Origin of the sequence: Mesorhizobium sp. B2-5-11 (genome assembly GCF_006440835.1) — a bacterium.
Taxonomy (GTDB): Bacteria; Pseudomonadota; Alphaproteobacteria; order Rhizobiales; family Rhizobiaceae; genus Mesorhizobium.
In genome coordinates, this window is record NZ_VFUK01000009.1 from 63,666 (window position 1) to 77,175 (window position 13,510).

The 13,510-nt window shown below is 59.6% G+C and carries 10 protein-coding genes and 1 pseudogene; 5 read left to right on the forward strand and 6 right to left on the reverse strand.

The annotated features are described in order from the left end of the window. Positions 1-493: 493 nt before the first annotated feature. Positions 494-733, forward strand: a complete 240-nt coding sequence (locus tag FJ490_RS33660) for a type IV toxin-antitoxin system AbiEi family antitoxin domain-containing protein (protein ID WP_347439601.1) — start codon at positions 494-496, stop codon at positions 731-733. Positions 734-835: 102 nt separating this feature from the next. Here the strand turns inward: FJ490_RS33660 and FJ490_RS24830 are convergent, their stop codons facing one another. The 5 genes and pseudogenes from FJ490_RS24830 to FJ490_RS24855 all read right to left on the reverse strand — a co-directional run. After that, entirely contained in the window at positions 836-1,108 is a 273-nt protein-coding gene (locus FJ490_RS24830; RefSeq protein ID WP_140523121.1) for an SDR family oxidoreductase, read from the reverse strand. Next, positions 1,105-1,335 carry a hypothetical protein gene (locus FJ490_RS24835; RefSeq protein WP_140523124.1) on the reverse strand — a complete coding sequence of 77 codons (231 nt, stop codon included), beginning with the start codon at positions 1,333-1,335 and terminating at the stop codon, positions 1,105-1,107. Before FJ490_RS24835 ends, FJ490_RS24830 begins: the two co-directional genes overlap by 4 nt. Before the next feature lie 758 nt (positions 1,336-2,093). Then, positions 2,094-3,707 carry an MDR family MFS transporter gene (locus FJ490_RS24845; RefSeq protein ID WP_140523129.1) on the reverse strand — a complete coding sequence of 538 codons (1,614 nt, stop codon included), beginning with the start codon at positions 3,705-3,707 and terminating at the stop codon, positions 2,094-2,096. A gap of 44 nt (positions 3,708-3,751) precedes the next feature. Then, positions 3,752-4,990: an HlyD family secretion protein gene (locus tag FJ490_RS24850; protein ID WP_140523132.1), complete on the reverse strand. Its 1,239-nt coding sequence runs from the start codon at positions 4,988-4,990 to the stop codon at positions 3,752-3,754. A gap of 352 nt (positions 4,991-5,342) precedes the next feature. Then, positions 5,343-5,764, reverse strand: a pseudogene (locus tag FJ490_RS24855) (alpha/beta hydrolase); the annotation flags it as partial. 486 nt (positions 5,765-6,250) lie between these two features. Between FJ490_RS24855 and FJ490_RS24860 the strand changes: the two are divergent. From FJ490_RS24860 to FJ490_RS24875, 4 genes are read left to right on the forward strand one after another with little or no spacing between them, the layout of a single operon-like run. Further along, positions 6,251-10,045 carry a PAS domain-containing protein gene (locus FJ490_RS24860; protein WP_140729067.1) on the forward strand — a complete coding sequence of 1,265 codons (3,795 nt, stop codon included), beginning with the start codon at positions 6,251-6,253 and terminating at the stop codon, positions 10,043-10,045. After that, on the forward strand, positions 10,042-10,689 hold the full coding sequence (locus FJ490_RS24865; RefSeq protein WP_023767341.1) for a response regulator: 648 nt from the start codon (positions 10,042-10,044) through the stop codon (positions 10,687-10,689). Before FJ490_RS24860 ends, FJ490_RS24865 begins: the two co-directional genes overlap by 4 nt. Next, complete coding sequence (locus FJ490_RS24870) at positions 10,686-11,075, forward strand: response regulator (RefSeq protein ID WP_013896619.1); 390 nt, start codon at positions 10,686-10,688, stop codon at positions 11,073-11,075. The genes FJ490_RS24865 and FJ490_RS24870 overlap by 4 nt, the downstream gene beginning before the upstream one ends. Beyond that, the gene (locus FJ490_RS24875; protein ID WP_140523140.1) at positions 11,065-11,793 is read left to right on the forward strand and encodes a response regulator transcription factor; all 729 of its coding nucleotides are present in this window, start codon (positions 11,065-11,067) and stop codon (positions 11,791-11,793) included. Before FJ490_RS24870 ends, FJ490_RS24875 begins: the two co-directional genes overlap by 11 nt. A gap of 239 nt (positions 11,794-12,032) precedes the next feature. Here FJ490_RS24875 and FJ490_RS24880 read toward each other — a convergent pair whose 3' ends face one another. Then, complete coding sequence (locus FJ490_RS24880) at positions 12,033-12,998, reverse strand: alpha/beta hydrolase (protein WP_140729068.1); 966 nt, start codon at positions 12,996-12,998, stop codon at positions 12,033-12,035. Between the last annotated feature and the right edge of the window lie 512 nt (positions 12,999-13,510).

Here is a 13,510-nt window from a genome sequence, read left to right on the forward strand (position 1 = left end):
ATCGCAACATTTCGATGAATGGAAACGGGGGTTGTTCCTGGTTTGTGCTCAAAAAGCCGCATAAATGGCAGTCTGGTGCGACGTCCGGAATTATTGAGCATTTCACGGGGTAACCAGTCCGGAATTATGGGTTGCTGGCGGGCGGGCGATTGAAAACAGGAGAGTTTTCTGGCTGAGGGTAGGGGTTTCCGATCAAAGATCGAGTTTACTAATGGCCTCAATGACAGTTAATTCTGGATTGGCATTAAGCGATTGGATTTGCGTAGAATATAGCCGCCCTTATTGGTAAACCCGCTCACGGTCGACAACGGATTGGTCGACCCAAGACGACAGGATTGGTAAAACCTGAGCACCGAGGTTCAGCTCTATACTTCCTCCCCAATCGCTTGAGACTTGAGCCAGATGGCGTCAGTATCTCAGCGTTGGCGCTTGCGCACGACGGCGACGGCCTGATTAATTCCGGACAGCGACAGATAATTCTGGACGGCACACCATGCGGAGGCACTTCGCTTTGCGGTCCCAAACCATCACTTCTCAACCAAGCTGTTGCTCTGGCTACAAGGGCTGTGAGGTGCGGACCTGTGATTTGTCAAATGCAGGAATCCCTCGCTATTACTTGTCCCCGATGTGCAAGGAAGGCCTGCTCGTGAAGGTCGGTAAGGGCGGTATCGCGCCGCAGTGGTCGATGCGCCTGCTGTTTCAAGGGCCTCACGCATCTTGTCGACACTGCTGACCCGAGCATCCTGGCCGGCCTCAAAACGATTACCGTAGTCCCTTCACTCCGGCCGCCTTGACTAGGCCGAGAGTGCTTCTAAGCGCGTCATGCGCTTGCGATCTACATCGCTTTGGGGTCATGTCCTTCGACCCGAATGCAAAGCTTGCCGCGCCATATTCGTCCTTGACGCCACAGCTCATGAACGAGCGACGCCAAATGCAGGAGCAGACGCCTCAGAGTTTGGCCAGCGTAGCCAGCATCGCGATAGTCCGCAATGTAGTTGTCGACGTGAGGGAGTGAGGCCGCAGCCTCCACCTCGTGGCCCTTACGCTGCAGTTTCTTGACGGTGCGTGCTCTTATATAACGTGAGCCGCCAATGACCACAATTTTCATGTTGCGTCTCCTTGCCAGCATTGAAACCAAACATGCTCGCCGTCGTGCGTGCCGTTCCCGGTCAGCGTTTCGCCACTATCCTTTGCCGAGATCGTGAGGAAGTCGTGCCCGGAAGCCATTCGTTTCGTCTGGAGGTCTATCGCCTCGCGCTGGAAGGAAGCGCCGGCCTCCTCAAGCGCGATGTGGTCAGCCGAACTGCAGGCGAAGGAACTGTAGTAGAGTTTCACGATCTTTCTCTTGTCTGAATGCAGATGACGTTCCGCAAATGGAGGGGCACGAGCCCGTTCGGCCACTTGGCGCCGGTCGTTCCGGATAGCGCGTTGGAAGGCTCGCACTTGGCAGGAAAGACGGCTACGGTGCAGACAGGTAGGTATGCCTATGCCGAGGTGTGAGCGCGCCGAGACAATTGTTCTTTGATTGCCGCGCGCGCCAAGCCTGGCGTGAGAAATGGTCGCCGGAAGAGCCAAGACCGCCTGTCGCCGCATGGCGTTCTCGGTTATCAGGCCAATCCTTCGCTGAGGAAATAATAAGCGAAAGTATCGGGCGCACACACTGTTGGCACAATGACTGATATCCCGCCTCGGCCCCCATGGTGCCACTTGAGCAAAGAGATGACCACGGCCGCAGACATGCCTGCTCGATTGCCGCCGGCGCGATGAAGCACTTTCCAGCAACAGAGACCTTCATCATGAGCAATCCTGGCGAACCCGAAAGACGGCCCGCCGAGCTGGTGTTACCTGTTGAAGACCTTGCTACGGTCGAGGTCGATTTCTCTTCGCTGGTGCCCGGCACATCTGTGGTCGCGCAATGGCGCGGCAACCGGCGTGAGCATCGTCAGCGCTTGGCGCAGCACCTATCACGGCTCGCGAATTCACACTGCATCCTAGTGCGGCCATGCCAAAGCCGCGTCCTATGAAGCCTACTGGCCCTGGAGCTCGAACCAGCGAATTGATGTCCGGTGGCGTTCCCGGCTTCCCCCAGTAGGTTAGTGGGCGCCGCCGGCTGCTATATGACCCGGCTTCTTTAGCAACAGGACGGCCGACAACGCGATTATTAAGCTAACGCCAAGCAGGAAGAAGGTGTCGTTGAAGGCCATGACGAAGGCCTGCTGGCGTACCCTCAGCGCGATCGCAGCAATCGCTTTTTGTGCAGCGAGCGCCTGGTCGTTGATACCATGCGAATGGAAATAGGCGGTGAGCCGCACAATGCGGACGCGCGTTGCCTCTTGAAACAGGGATACCGATTGTACCAGCACGTTCGAATGGTACTGCTCGCGCTTGGTGAGGAAGGTTTGCAGCAGCGCGATGCCGACGGCGCCGCCGAGGTTGCGGGTCATATTGAACAGGGCCGAGGCAGAGCCGGCATTTTCCGTCTCGATGCCTGACGTGGCTATTGCCGAAAGCGGCGCCAATATAAGGGCTTGGCCGATGGCGCGCACGATGTTCGGCCAGAACAGCTGGTCGCCGGCATATGCTCCGCTCATGTGGACGTTCATGAAGTTGGATGCGGCAAACAGGGCGAAGCCGATCGCGATGACGAGACGGATGTCGAAGCGCTGCATAAGGCCAGGTACAAGCGGGATCAGGACAAGCTGCGGCAGGCCGGTCCAGGCGAGCACCATGCCGATCTGCTCGGCATTGTAGCCCTGAATGCGGGCGAGATAGACGGGTACGATGAAGACCGATCCGTAGAGCGCGACACCAAGCAGGAAGTTGGCGAGGACGCCGAAGCCGAAGTTGCGGCGTACCAGCAGTCTGAGGTTCAGCAGCGGATGGCTCGAAGTCAGCTCGATCCAGACGAACAGGGTCAGCGACACCGCGGCGACGATTGCCAGCCGCGCGATAAAGGGCGAGCCGAACCAGTCGTCTTTGTTGCCTTCCTCAAGTATGGTCTGCAGGGCCGCCAGTCCGATGGCCATGGTGACAATGCCCGGCCAGTCGCCTTTGGCGAGCAGGCCAAGCCGCATCGGTTGGCCGTCGAGCGAAAACCACAGCATGCCGACCATCAGCGCGCCCGGCACCAGGTTGACGTAGAAGATGTATTGCCAGCCCCAGTTCTCGGTGAGATAGCCGCCGATGGTCGGGCCTATCGCTGGCGCGAAGGTGGCCGACAGCGCGAACAGGGCCAGGCCGATCGGCTGCTTGGCTTTCGGCAACATCGTGATGACAATGGTGAAGGCGAGCGGGATGAGCACGCCGCCGGTAAAACCCTGGATCGCTCGTAGGACAATCATCTGACCTAGATTGGCGGCGAAGGCGCAGGCGACCGAAAAGACGAGGAACAGCACCGCGTTGGTGATCAGATAGATCCGCAGCGAGAAGACCTGAGACAGCCAGCCGGTCAGCGGGATCACCACAATCTCCGCTATGAGGTAGGACGTCGAGATCCAGCCACCGTCATCGATGCCAGCCCCAATCGCCCCCTGGATGTCGGCAAGCGAGGCATTGACGATCTGAATATTGAGCACGGCCATGAATGCTCCGAGAGCAGAGCCGACCACCGCCACCCAGACCCGCAGCGAATTGGCGGCACCAGCAGATCCGGCCGCGTTCTGGACGTCGCCGGCCGACGTCGGAAGCGAGGAGACGGCGGTTTTCATTGCTGCAACTCCTCAAGCGCCAGTAAGAACGGCGCCAGTGTCAATCATCGCGAAACTGAGGAACGACCGTCGGCCAGCACGGCCGCTTTGGTGTTAATGGTCGGCTCGACGGACATGCCGGACCTGAGCAGCCCGTCGAGCTTGTGATTGTCGATGGAGATCCTCACCGGGATACGCTGCACGATCTTGGTGAAGTTGCCGGTCGCGTTGTCGGGCGGCAGCAATGCGAATTCCAGGCCGCTCGCCGGCGACAGGCTGTCGACCTGACCAGTCAATTCGACGCCAGGGAAGCCGTCGACGGCGACGCGCACCGGCTGCCCGGGACGCACATGAGCGAGCTGCGTCTCCTTGAAGTTGGCGACGACATAGACGGCATGCAGCGGCACCACAGCCATCAACTGCGTGCCTGATGCCACATACTGTCCAACCCTGAGCGTGCGCGCGCCGACCGTGCCGTCGACCGGTGCCGTGATTGTGGCATAGGAAAGGTTCAGTCGGGCCTGATCGGAAGCTGCCTCGGCGCGATCCGTTTGGGCAACGGCACTGTCGCGCTCGGTGGCGAGTACGTCGATCTTAGCCTTTGCGGCGGCTAGGGAAGCCTGGTCGCGCTGCAACCCGGCGATGAGTTGATCGGCCTGGGCGCGGCTTGCTTCGGCTTTCTGCGCAGTACCGGTGCCGCTCCTTGCCAACGTCGCATAGCGGTCGGCGTCGGTGCTGGCGAACGCCAGCGAAGCTTGCGTTGCGGCGACTGTCGCCTTTGCCTGCAGGATCAGCGACTGCTGGAGCGCGATCTGTGCGTCGAGATTACGGACGGCCGCCTCGGCGGCCTCGACCTCGGCATCAGCCTGGGCGAGCGCGGCACGGAAGTCGCGGTCATCGATGCGGGCGAGAACCTGCCCGGTCTCGACAGTCTGGTTGTCATGCACCGGCACATCGGCAATGTAGCCCGATATCTTCGGCGCCACCGTCGTGTAGTCGGCTTTCAAATAGGCGTCGTCGGTAGACTCCAGATACCGGCCTGCGGTCCAGTAGCCATAGCCCCAATCACCTCCCGCGGCTGCGCAAATCAGAAACGTCGCCGCGAATGCGATCCGCTTGAGGCGGCGGCTCCTAGATACCGCCGCAGTGACGTCGCCGGGAGTAGCTTCCGTACCAACCGGCAAGGCACTCGGCTCTTCCGCCGAGGGCCGAGCTGGCTGCTCGACGAAGGCAGCCGGCCGCGGCTGAGGCACGGCCGCGCCGGGTGCGTTGGAGAAGTTGGTGGTCGCGGGCATCTCGGACATCTCATTCGTCCTGACGTTCATCGTGCTTTGCGCAAGAGCGGAATGCCCCTGTGCTCAAAAATCGGAAGCCGGACAGGTAAGAAGCTCGCCTGCCTCTTCGTTGGCTGCAGAGAGAAACCGGAAAAACCCCTGCTTTCGTCGTCCGTACCTCGTCCGGTTGACACGGCTCGAAGTACATATTGCGATATCCGAGCCGAAAATCATCTGCACCAGCGTATAGGGAGGTGGCTGCGATAGCAGCGATGAAGATGGTCGTTCTGATCGTTCTCTTGCTCCTGTTTGTGAAGGGGGATTGCCTGCCGATCGGAGCGGCAGCCAGACTGGGCTCTTGTCGGGGGGAGGCGGCGCGAGCCTACGACCTGACTAGGGTGAGCAGGTCAGGATTTGATAGTGTCGGCCTGCGTCGTGCACATGCCGTGCGGAAATTTCTCATAGACCTTGAGTGTTGCTCGCTTCAGTGTTCGCGAGAGTAGCGCCGAGTCATGGATCGGAACGATCTAGTCGTCGTCGCCATGCATCACGAACGGAGACAAGTCGATTGACTTGGAGGTGTTCGGTGAAGTGGGTCTCCGAAAAGGCCTTGATGAATTGAATCTGGGCATTGGCGGCGCCCATCATGTGTGAACGACGCTCGCAATGGCTTCGCGTCGGATCGGTTGAACACTTAGAACGGGCCGCTCGCAAAATCGAGATAGAACTGCGCCCGACTTGCAGCGCTTGGCTCAGCCCGTCAAAAACTTCGATAGGCAAACCACTTGGATTGGCAGGCGTCTCAAGATCGGTGGCACTGCCGGAGGCCGGCATCGCGATCACCCTGAAGCCGGCATTGCGATACACGCTGTGGACGGCCGATCTTGGCAGCTTGGAGGCGAGCGGGCATTTGGCCTTTGCCCCGAACGAGTGTTGCGGCAAACATTACGAAAATACCGGCATGGCGAAGATGAATTTCACGGGGAGTTCCGGGGACTGCTCAGCGTAGTTGAGGCGAGGCCCGAGGCTTTCTGTATGTCGGTGAAGGCATGCGTTTTTAACGGCTAGGTTTTCGATTTCTCCGCGTGAAAGGCTATAGCTTCAATCGGGACGTGTAGGTGCCTCACCCGGAGGTTTGGTCACTCACATCTCATGGATTTCCATGAGGTGCGGCTGCGGCGTGGTCCGGTTAAGATCGGAAAAACGAATTCACGAGCCCAGATGGTCAATGATGAGAGTTAAAGAAGGCGCTGACAGTCTCCGCCTTTCATTGTCCGGCAGGAGAAGACAATGACGACAGCGTTCAACTCGCTTGGCGAACCCGACGCGGAAGCGTTGCGGGCGGCTCGGATCATTGAAAGCGTGGTCGGCAATGGGTGGGCGACAGACGCGGCCGGCAGATTCAGCTATGTTACTCCCAGCACGCTATCGCTTCTCGGCACGACGCTGGAGGAGTTCAACACTTCGTCAGAAGGTGGCCCCGCGGGTTGGAAGCGGCTAATCCATCCAGACGACTATGACCGAGCCGTGGCCGAGTGGCGTCGCTGCCTGCAGACAGGTGAGCACTACAATGTGGAGCACCGCATTTTGCGCGCGAGCGGTGCTTACGGTTGGAGCCGAATCTCCGGACAGCCGCTGTGCGATAGCGAAGGTAACGCCGTTGCATGGTATGGCACATTGATTGAAGGCGATTCGCCGTCCGCAGCCACAGAGCGATCCGCTGACGTGATCATTGCGGCCGAGAAGGAAGCAGCCTCCGACGCTCACCATTCCCTGAGACTGGTCCATCCGGACGACCGGACAGCGGCGGCGCACGCAGTCGCCCGCGCGTTCTGGACAGGTGTCCCCCAGGTAACGAGGCACAGGCAACTGCAGGCCGACGGAAGTTATCGCTGGAACGAGACCCGATCGGAGCCCGGCTACAGTGTCAGTGTGGACATTGATGATCTGGTGACAGATGGGGAGCCGCTTTCCGGGGCGAACCTGGATCACTTGGTTGAGAACAATGCCGGGCCAATTCGATCGGCGAAAATCGTTGAAAGCATATTCGGGAACGGATGGGCGTTCGATGCGGCGGGTAGATGGATCTACCTGCATCCGTTCGCGCTGAGCTCCCTCGGGGTGACGCTGGAGGATCTGAACGCTCCATTGAACGAGGGGTACACCGCCTGGAAGCGTTTGCTTCATCCAGACGACTATGAGCAGATCGCGGTTACCTGGCGCCATTGTCTGAGGACCGGCGATCATTTCAATGTCGAGTTTCGCTTTCGGCGCGCAAACGGCACCTATGTATGGGCCCGAACCGCCGCGCGGCCCGCGCGCGACAGCCAGGGTCGTATCACGGGATGGTATGGAATCGCGCTCGACAACGATGTCTACAAGAAAACCGTGGCGGAGCTGCGCGGTCGGGAGCGGGAACTTTCTCAGCTCGTCGACATGGTCCCAGTCCAGATCAGACGGCTGACGCCTGAAGGCGAGCCGACCTTCTTCAACAGACGTTTGCTTGACTTCTTCGGTCTCGACGGTGTGGCGGATCTGGACAAGCCGGGGATGAGCCGGCAGGCGGCGGCCATACAGTCCCTCGTCTATCCCGAAGATGCGGCACGCCTCCTGGAGACCGTCCGCCACTCTCTGGCTACCGGCGAACCATACTCCATGAAGTATCGAATGCGCCGTGCGGACGGAGCGTACCGCTGGGTGGATGGACGCGGCGAGCCGCTGCGTGATCACAGCGGCGCGATTGTTCAGTGGTATGTGATCTCTATCGACGTCGACGACGAGATGCGCGCACAGGAAGCGTTGCGCGACCGGGAGCGGGAACTCTCGCAACTGGTCGACATGGTGCCGAGCTTCCTCTGGCGCCTGTCTGCGTCGGGCGAGCCGGTCTTCTTCAGCAAGCGAATGGTTGAGTATCTCGGCCTTGACGTAGGAGGATACGAGAATGTCGGAGGAAATGGCCTGAAGGCGGCCATTGCGGCTGTCGTACATCCCGATGACGCCGCCACGCTGGAAACAGCGATCAACCACTCGGTCACCACCGGGGAAAGCTTCTCCCTGAACTATCGCCTGCGTCGTGCTGACGGCGTCTTCCGATGGATGTCGGGCCGAGCGGAACCGATGCGGGACGAGTGTGGGACTGTCGTCCAATGGTACGGTCTTTCGCACGACATCGACGACCAGGTGAGGGCAGAAGAAGCGCTGCGGAAAGCCAACCGGCAACTGGAGCAAATGATTGACGCTGTGCCCGTGAATCTCCTGAGCTTTGCCCCTTCAGGCAGGATCACCTACACCAGCAAGCGATACCTGGAGAAGGTCGGTTCGCCACCGACGCACATCAATAATTTCGATGCCCTGGCCCGGGACCTGGCCCATCCTGAAGACTTTCCGACAATGTTTCGGAGGGCTTCGAATGGCTTTGCGTCCGGCCAGCCTTTCGTGAACCGCTTTCGTCGACGCGAGAAGGATGGCGTGTACCGCTGGATAGAAGCACGAGCGCAACCGTTAAGGGATACCGATGGCGCGATCGTTCAATGGTATATGGCTTCAATCGACATCGAAGATGAGATGCGGGCGCAGGAGGCATTGCGCGAAAGAGAGCGCGAGCTTCAGCAGCTTGTCGATGCCTTGCCGGTCCACATCTGGAGCTGGACGCCCGATGGCAAGCTTGCGTACGTCAATAGGCGGTCTTTGGAGGAACTCGGCATCTCCGGGGCAAACTTCGAAGACTTCACGAGGGTGGCTCGAGATCTGATTCATCCCGAAGACGCTCTCGAGGTGCTCAATAGGTCAGCCAGCTGCCTCAAAACTGGCGACTCCTTCATCATGCGGTATCGCCGGCGTTGGAAAGACGGCAGCTATCGCTGGATAGAAGGGCGTTGCGAGCCTCTGCGCGATCGGGACGGAGCCATCGTTCACTGGTACCAGGTCTCCATCGACATCGACGAGGAGATGCGCGCACAGGTGGCGCTGCGCGAGAGAGAACGTTCGCTGTGGCAGCTGGTTGAAACGCTGCCGGTGATGATCGATTGCGCCGCACCGAATGGTGAGCCGATATATCGAAGCCGTCAGCTCCGCGAGTTCCTCGGATATGAGTTGGAGGTATTGGACGGTAAGGGAAAATCCCGCCTTTCCGGGACACTCGACGAAGGCGTTCATCCTGACGACCTGGCGGGCGTCAAAGCGAACTATGCTCATTCGTTGGCCACTGGCGAACCGTATGCGCGGAGGCACCGTCTGCGTCGCTTCGATGGCGAATATTGCTGGGTCGATACGCGCGCGGCACCGATGCGCAATGCAGAAGGGGCGATTGTTCAGTGGAACGTCGTCTGTCTGGACATCGACGGTGAAGTTCGCACGCAAGAAGAGCTGCGCCTGGCGCAAGAGAGACTTGCACGCGCGAGCCAGGCGGCGAGTCTCGCCGAGCTTTCAGCCTCTATAGCGCATGAGGTGAACCAGCCTCTGGCGGCTGTTGTCGCCAATTCATATGCCTGCCAGCGTTGGCTCACGGCCGATCCGCCAAATATCGAGCGGGCGCAGAAGACTGTGGAGCGTATTATCCGTGATGCCAACTCAGCTGCGGATGTCGTCAGCCGTATCCGCGCCTTATTCAAGCAATCGGCAGACGCGATGGCTTACACAGCACTCGACAGCGTCATCGCGGAGGCGCGCGACCTCATCGCCGAGGAGGCGGTGCGGCGCCGTGTTCGTCTGGATATCGATGTCGAAAGCGACCTTCCTATTGTCGCGCTCGATCGGGTGCAGATCCAGCAGGTTATGGTGAACCTCATCCGCAATGGGATCGAGGCGATGGACTCTGTTACCGGTGACAAGGTTCTTGGACTTCGCGTGGGCCGTATAGGGGACGCGATCCAGATCGAGATCAGCGATTGTGGCCCGGGCATTGAGTTTCCTGACCGAATATTCGAGCCGTTCTTTACGACGAAAGAGCATGGCATGGGCATGGGACTCGCGATCTGCCGTTCGATCGTCGAGTCCCATGGCGGACGGTTGTGGGTGGAGAAGAACGACCCGCACGGAACGGCGTTCGTCTTCACGATGCCAGTTGAAATGAAAGCGGCAGCATGACGCCCCACGATCAAATGGTCTTCATCGTCGATGACGACGTGCGTATTCGGGAAGCGCTTGGTGAGCTTCTGGAGTCCCATGGCATGCGCGCCGTAGCGTTCGGATCGGCCGGCGACTATGTCCTTGCCGACAAGCCGGACGTCCCCGCCTGCCTGATCCTCGATGTGGAATTGCCTGACATCAACGGTCTAGATCTGCAGAAGCAGATCGCCGAGGGCGATCATCCGCCGATCGTCTTCATAACGGGGCATGGCGACATCCCGTCCTCTGTGCGTGCGATCAAGCACGGCGCTGTGGACTTCCTGACAAAGCCTTTCAGCGATACGGACCTCATGGTCGCGATCCGGGCAGCGATCGCCCAGGACCGGGAAAGGCGATCAGAGCGCGCCGAACTCACCGTGTTGAGGCAACGCTATCAAGAGCTCACGCAGCGAGAACGCGAGGTGCTGCCGCTCGTTGTGAGTGGCCTGCTCAACAAACAGGCCGCGGCTGAGTTGGGGATCAGCGAGGTCACGCTGCAAATCCATAGACGGAACGTGATGCAGAAAATGGTTGCGGCATCACTCGCTGATCTCGTGCGCATGGCGGAGCGGTTGGAGATACCGATCAGCCACTCTCGACGAACGGGAGGGAACGGAGTGTGAGCAAGGTGCGACCTGTCGTGGCGATTGTCGATGACGACCCAAGATTGCTCGAGTCGCTCGAGAACCTTTTGGAGTCTGCGGGCTATGCTGCCCGCATCTTCTCGTCGGCGGGATCACTGCTCGTCAGCGGGCTGTCTGACGTGGACTTGCTCATTACCGATATCGGGATGCCTGGTACGGACGGCTTTGAACTTCGTGACTTGGTCAAGAAGACGCGTGCGGACCTGCCGGTGTTCCTGATCACCGGTCGTCACGAGATAGCCGATCAGCACCGCGCCAAAGGCATCAGCGGGTTTTTCCGAAAGCCCTTCGATGGCCAGGCCCTGCTTGCGGCTGTGAGCGACGCTTTACGCAACCAAGAACCGAGGGATGAACATGAGAGTTGACCAACCGCTCTTGCAGAGATCGACGCCGGTGTCACGGCAGCGGAACGCCGAGCCGCAGCAGCCGCTCGTCATCATTGTCGATGACGATGCGTCTGTTCGGGAGGCACTGTCGGAGTTGATACTGTCGATGGGCTTTGAACCGGTCTGCTTCGCTTCGACCCGAGAATTGCTCGACGCTGACGTCTTGGACAGCCCCGGTTGCTTGATCCTCGACGTCCGCATGCCAGGGGCAAGCGGCCTGGATCTACAGCACCATCTTGCGTCAAACGGCAATCCCAAGCCCATCATCTTCCTGACTGGGCATGGCGACATACCGATGACTGTCCAGGCGATGAAGGCGGGCGCGGTGGATTTTCTCACCAAACCGGTGCGCGACCAAACACTCCTTGACGCCGTGATCGCGGGCATTGCGGTGGATGCCAAGCGGCGGGCAGATGCGGTGGTCGTCAAGCGCAACATCGAGCGTGTCGAGACGCTGACCCCGCGCGAGCGCGAGGTGCTGCATGAAGTGGCGCGTGGGCGCCTCAACAAACAGATCGCTTTCGACCTCGGCATCAGTGAAGTGACCGTCAAGCTTCACCGCGGCAATGTCATGCGCAAGATGGAAGCAGCTTCCATCGGAGAGCTGATCCGGGCCTGGGAAACGCTGCCCCCGCCGATGCGCGAGGCCGGCGCGGCCAGGACTTTCGAAAGGGTGAACCTCGCCTCCGTCCGATAGGATCGCCCAGCGGCTGGCGCTTCTCCGTTAAGAGTAGCCTGCCCAGGACGATCCGGACTCAGACAAATTTTCATGAAGTTTAGAGCGATGATCGCCGCGTGTAACCTGGTGTTGAGGCTACACTACCAAGCTCTTGCCGCGCATCGCCAGCTAACGGCGGCGCATTGGGAAAGCTTTGGAGCGGAGTATCTCCATCACGGCGACTATCGCTAATGTTGTGCTTCAGCCAGCCGCGAAGCTTAGTATGCTGGTGGCAGGAATTCGATCAGGGCCCTTGTGACGGCGGCCGGCTGCTCCTCCGGAACCCAATGGCCTGAGCCTTCGACTACTACGGCCCGTACGTTTTCGGCGACGTGGCGGAGATGGCCTTCGTACATCGATGCCAGGCCACCCGAACCGCTTATACCGAGTACCGGCATCGTCAGCTTGTGTTTTGCAAAGGCTTTGTTCTGTTCTTCGTCACGCGGGAAAGCCCGGTAGTACTCGAAGCCTGCGCGCAATGCGCCAGGCTGGGCATAAGAACGGCCGTAGACTTGGTCGGCTTCGGTGTCGAACGCGCGAGTATTTACCCCCTCTGCATTGTGAAACCACTTTAAATACTCAAGCTCGCGACCGGCAATGAGCATTTCCGGCACGTCGCGTACGGAGTGGAAGCGAAAATGCCAAGTGCGAGGGCCTTGGATCAATTCGTTCCACGGTTCGATGCCTGGCAGCGGGACGTCAACGATTGCCAGTGTGGTGACTTCCCCCGGGTGCTGCGCCGCATAGGAATAAGCGACCATGCCACCCATATCGTGACCGACGAGATTGAGGACCGGACCAAGGTTCAGCTGATTGACAAGTGCTCGAATATCCTCGGCAATCGCCGCCTTTTCGTAGCCGGCCGCAGGCTTGGCGGTGTCCCCCAAACCGCGCAAATCGGGCGCAAGTACCGTGTAACCGCGCGCCACCAGTTGCGGCATTACAAAGCGCCACATGTATGAGGTCGTGCCCCAACCATGCAACAACACCACGGTTTTCGGGCCGCCTGCTGCCAGCAAATAGTGATAGGCCACACCGTTAACGTCGGCCTTGCCGTCGACGATACGTGCCGACAGGTCGGTCGATTGCCCGAGCGGCACGCCGGAGTGCGGTGCGCTGGCAGAAGTCGATGGCCCGGCAGCAAGAACCGCAATGAGGAAACCAGAAAGAAAGCTAAGGCGCATAAAGCACTCCGGGGTTGTGAGGTACAAAGTGCTCCAAGAGCGGCAAATGCCGTGCAATTTCTATAAGGCGAAAGCTTTAAAGCCTTTGTCGTTATAATAACGCGTTGTACACCTAAGCATATTGCGCTCTGGCCGGCGGTGAGTTGATTACTCAACATGAGGACCACGTAGGCGAAACCTATCGCGGTCCGTTCGGGCGGTGACTTGCTCGCGATCAGCCGCTCCTCGTTTTGAGAAGAATCCTCATACGGCTTGATAGGTCGTGTTTGTGACAGCCGCACGCGGCACGTCGCGCACGAACCAACGTCATCGCATCATTTGCCCCATCTCAGCGACAGTTCCAGCACCTCGGCGTACCTACCCTGCACCTTGGCATCGTACGACAGATGCTTGCGTAGAATAGGTTCGCGGGGCGGATCGGCGCATCTTCTCCCTCGCAAGCCATCACGATCATCGGGCGTCGCCGCTCCTTCGCCCGCTCCTCCCCCCGAAAGCGACGGTGCAGGTCGACC

What these genes read in the sequence shown, in the direction of transcription:
- FJ490_RS24880 (WP_140729068.1), bottom strand. Translation starts at nt 12,998, where the DNA reads ATGCGCCTTAGCTTTCTTTCTGGTTTCCTCATTGCGGTTCTTGCTGCC.
- FJ490_RS24860 (WP_140729067.1), top strand. Translation starts at nt 6,251, where the DNA reads ATGACGACAGCGTTCAACTCGCTTGGCGAACCCGACGCGGAAGCGTTG.
- FJ490_RS24845 (WP_140523129.1), bottom strand. Translation starts at nt 3,707, where the DNA reads ATGAAAACCGCCGTCTCCTCGCTTCCGACGTCGGCCGGCGACGTCCAG.
- FJ490_RS24850 (WP_140523132.1), bottom strand. Translation starts at nt 4,990, where the DNA reads ATGTCCGAGATGCCCGCGACCACCAACTTCTCCAACGCACCCGGCGCG.
- FJ490_RS24830 (WP_140523121.1), bottom strand. Translation starts at nt 1,108, where the DNA reads ATGAAAATTGTGGTCATTGGCGGCTCACGTTATATAAGAGCACGCACC.
- FJ490_RS33660 (WP_347439601.1), top strand. Translation starts at nt 494, where the DNA reads ATGCGGAGGCACTTCGCTTTGCGGTCCCAAACCATCACTTCTCAACCA.
- FJ490_RS24865 (WP_023767341.1), top strand. Translation starts at nt 10,042, where the DNA reads ATGACGCCCCACGATCAAATGGTCTTCATCGTCGATGACGACGTGCGT.
- FJ490_RS24875 (WP_140523140.1), top strand. Translation starts at nt 11,065, where the DNA reads ATGAGAGTTGACCAACCGCTCTTGCAGAGATCGACGCCGGTGTCACGG.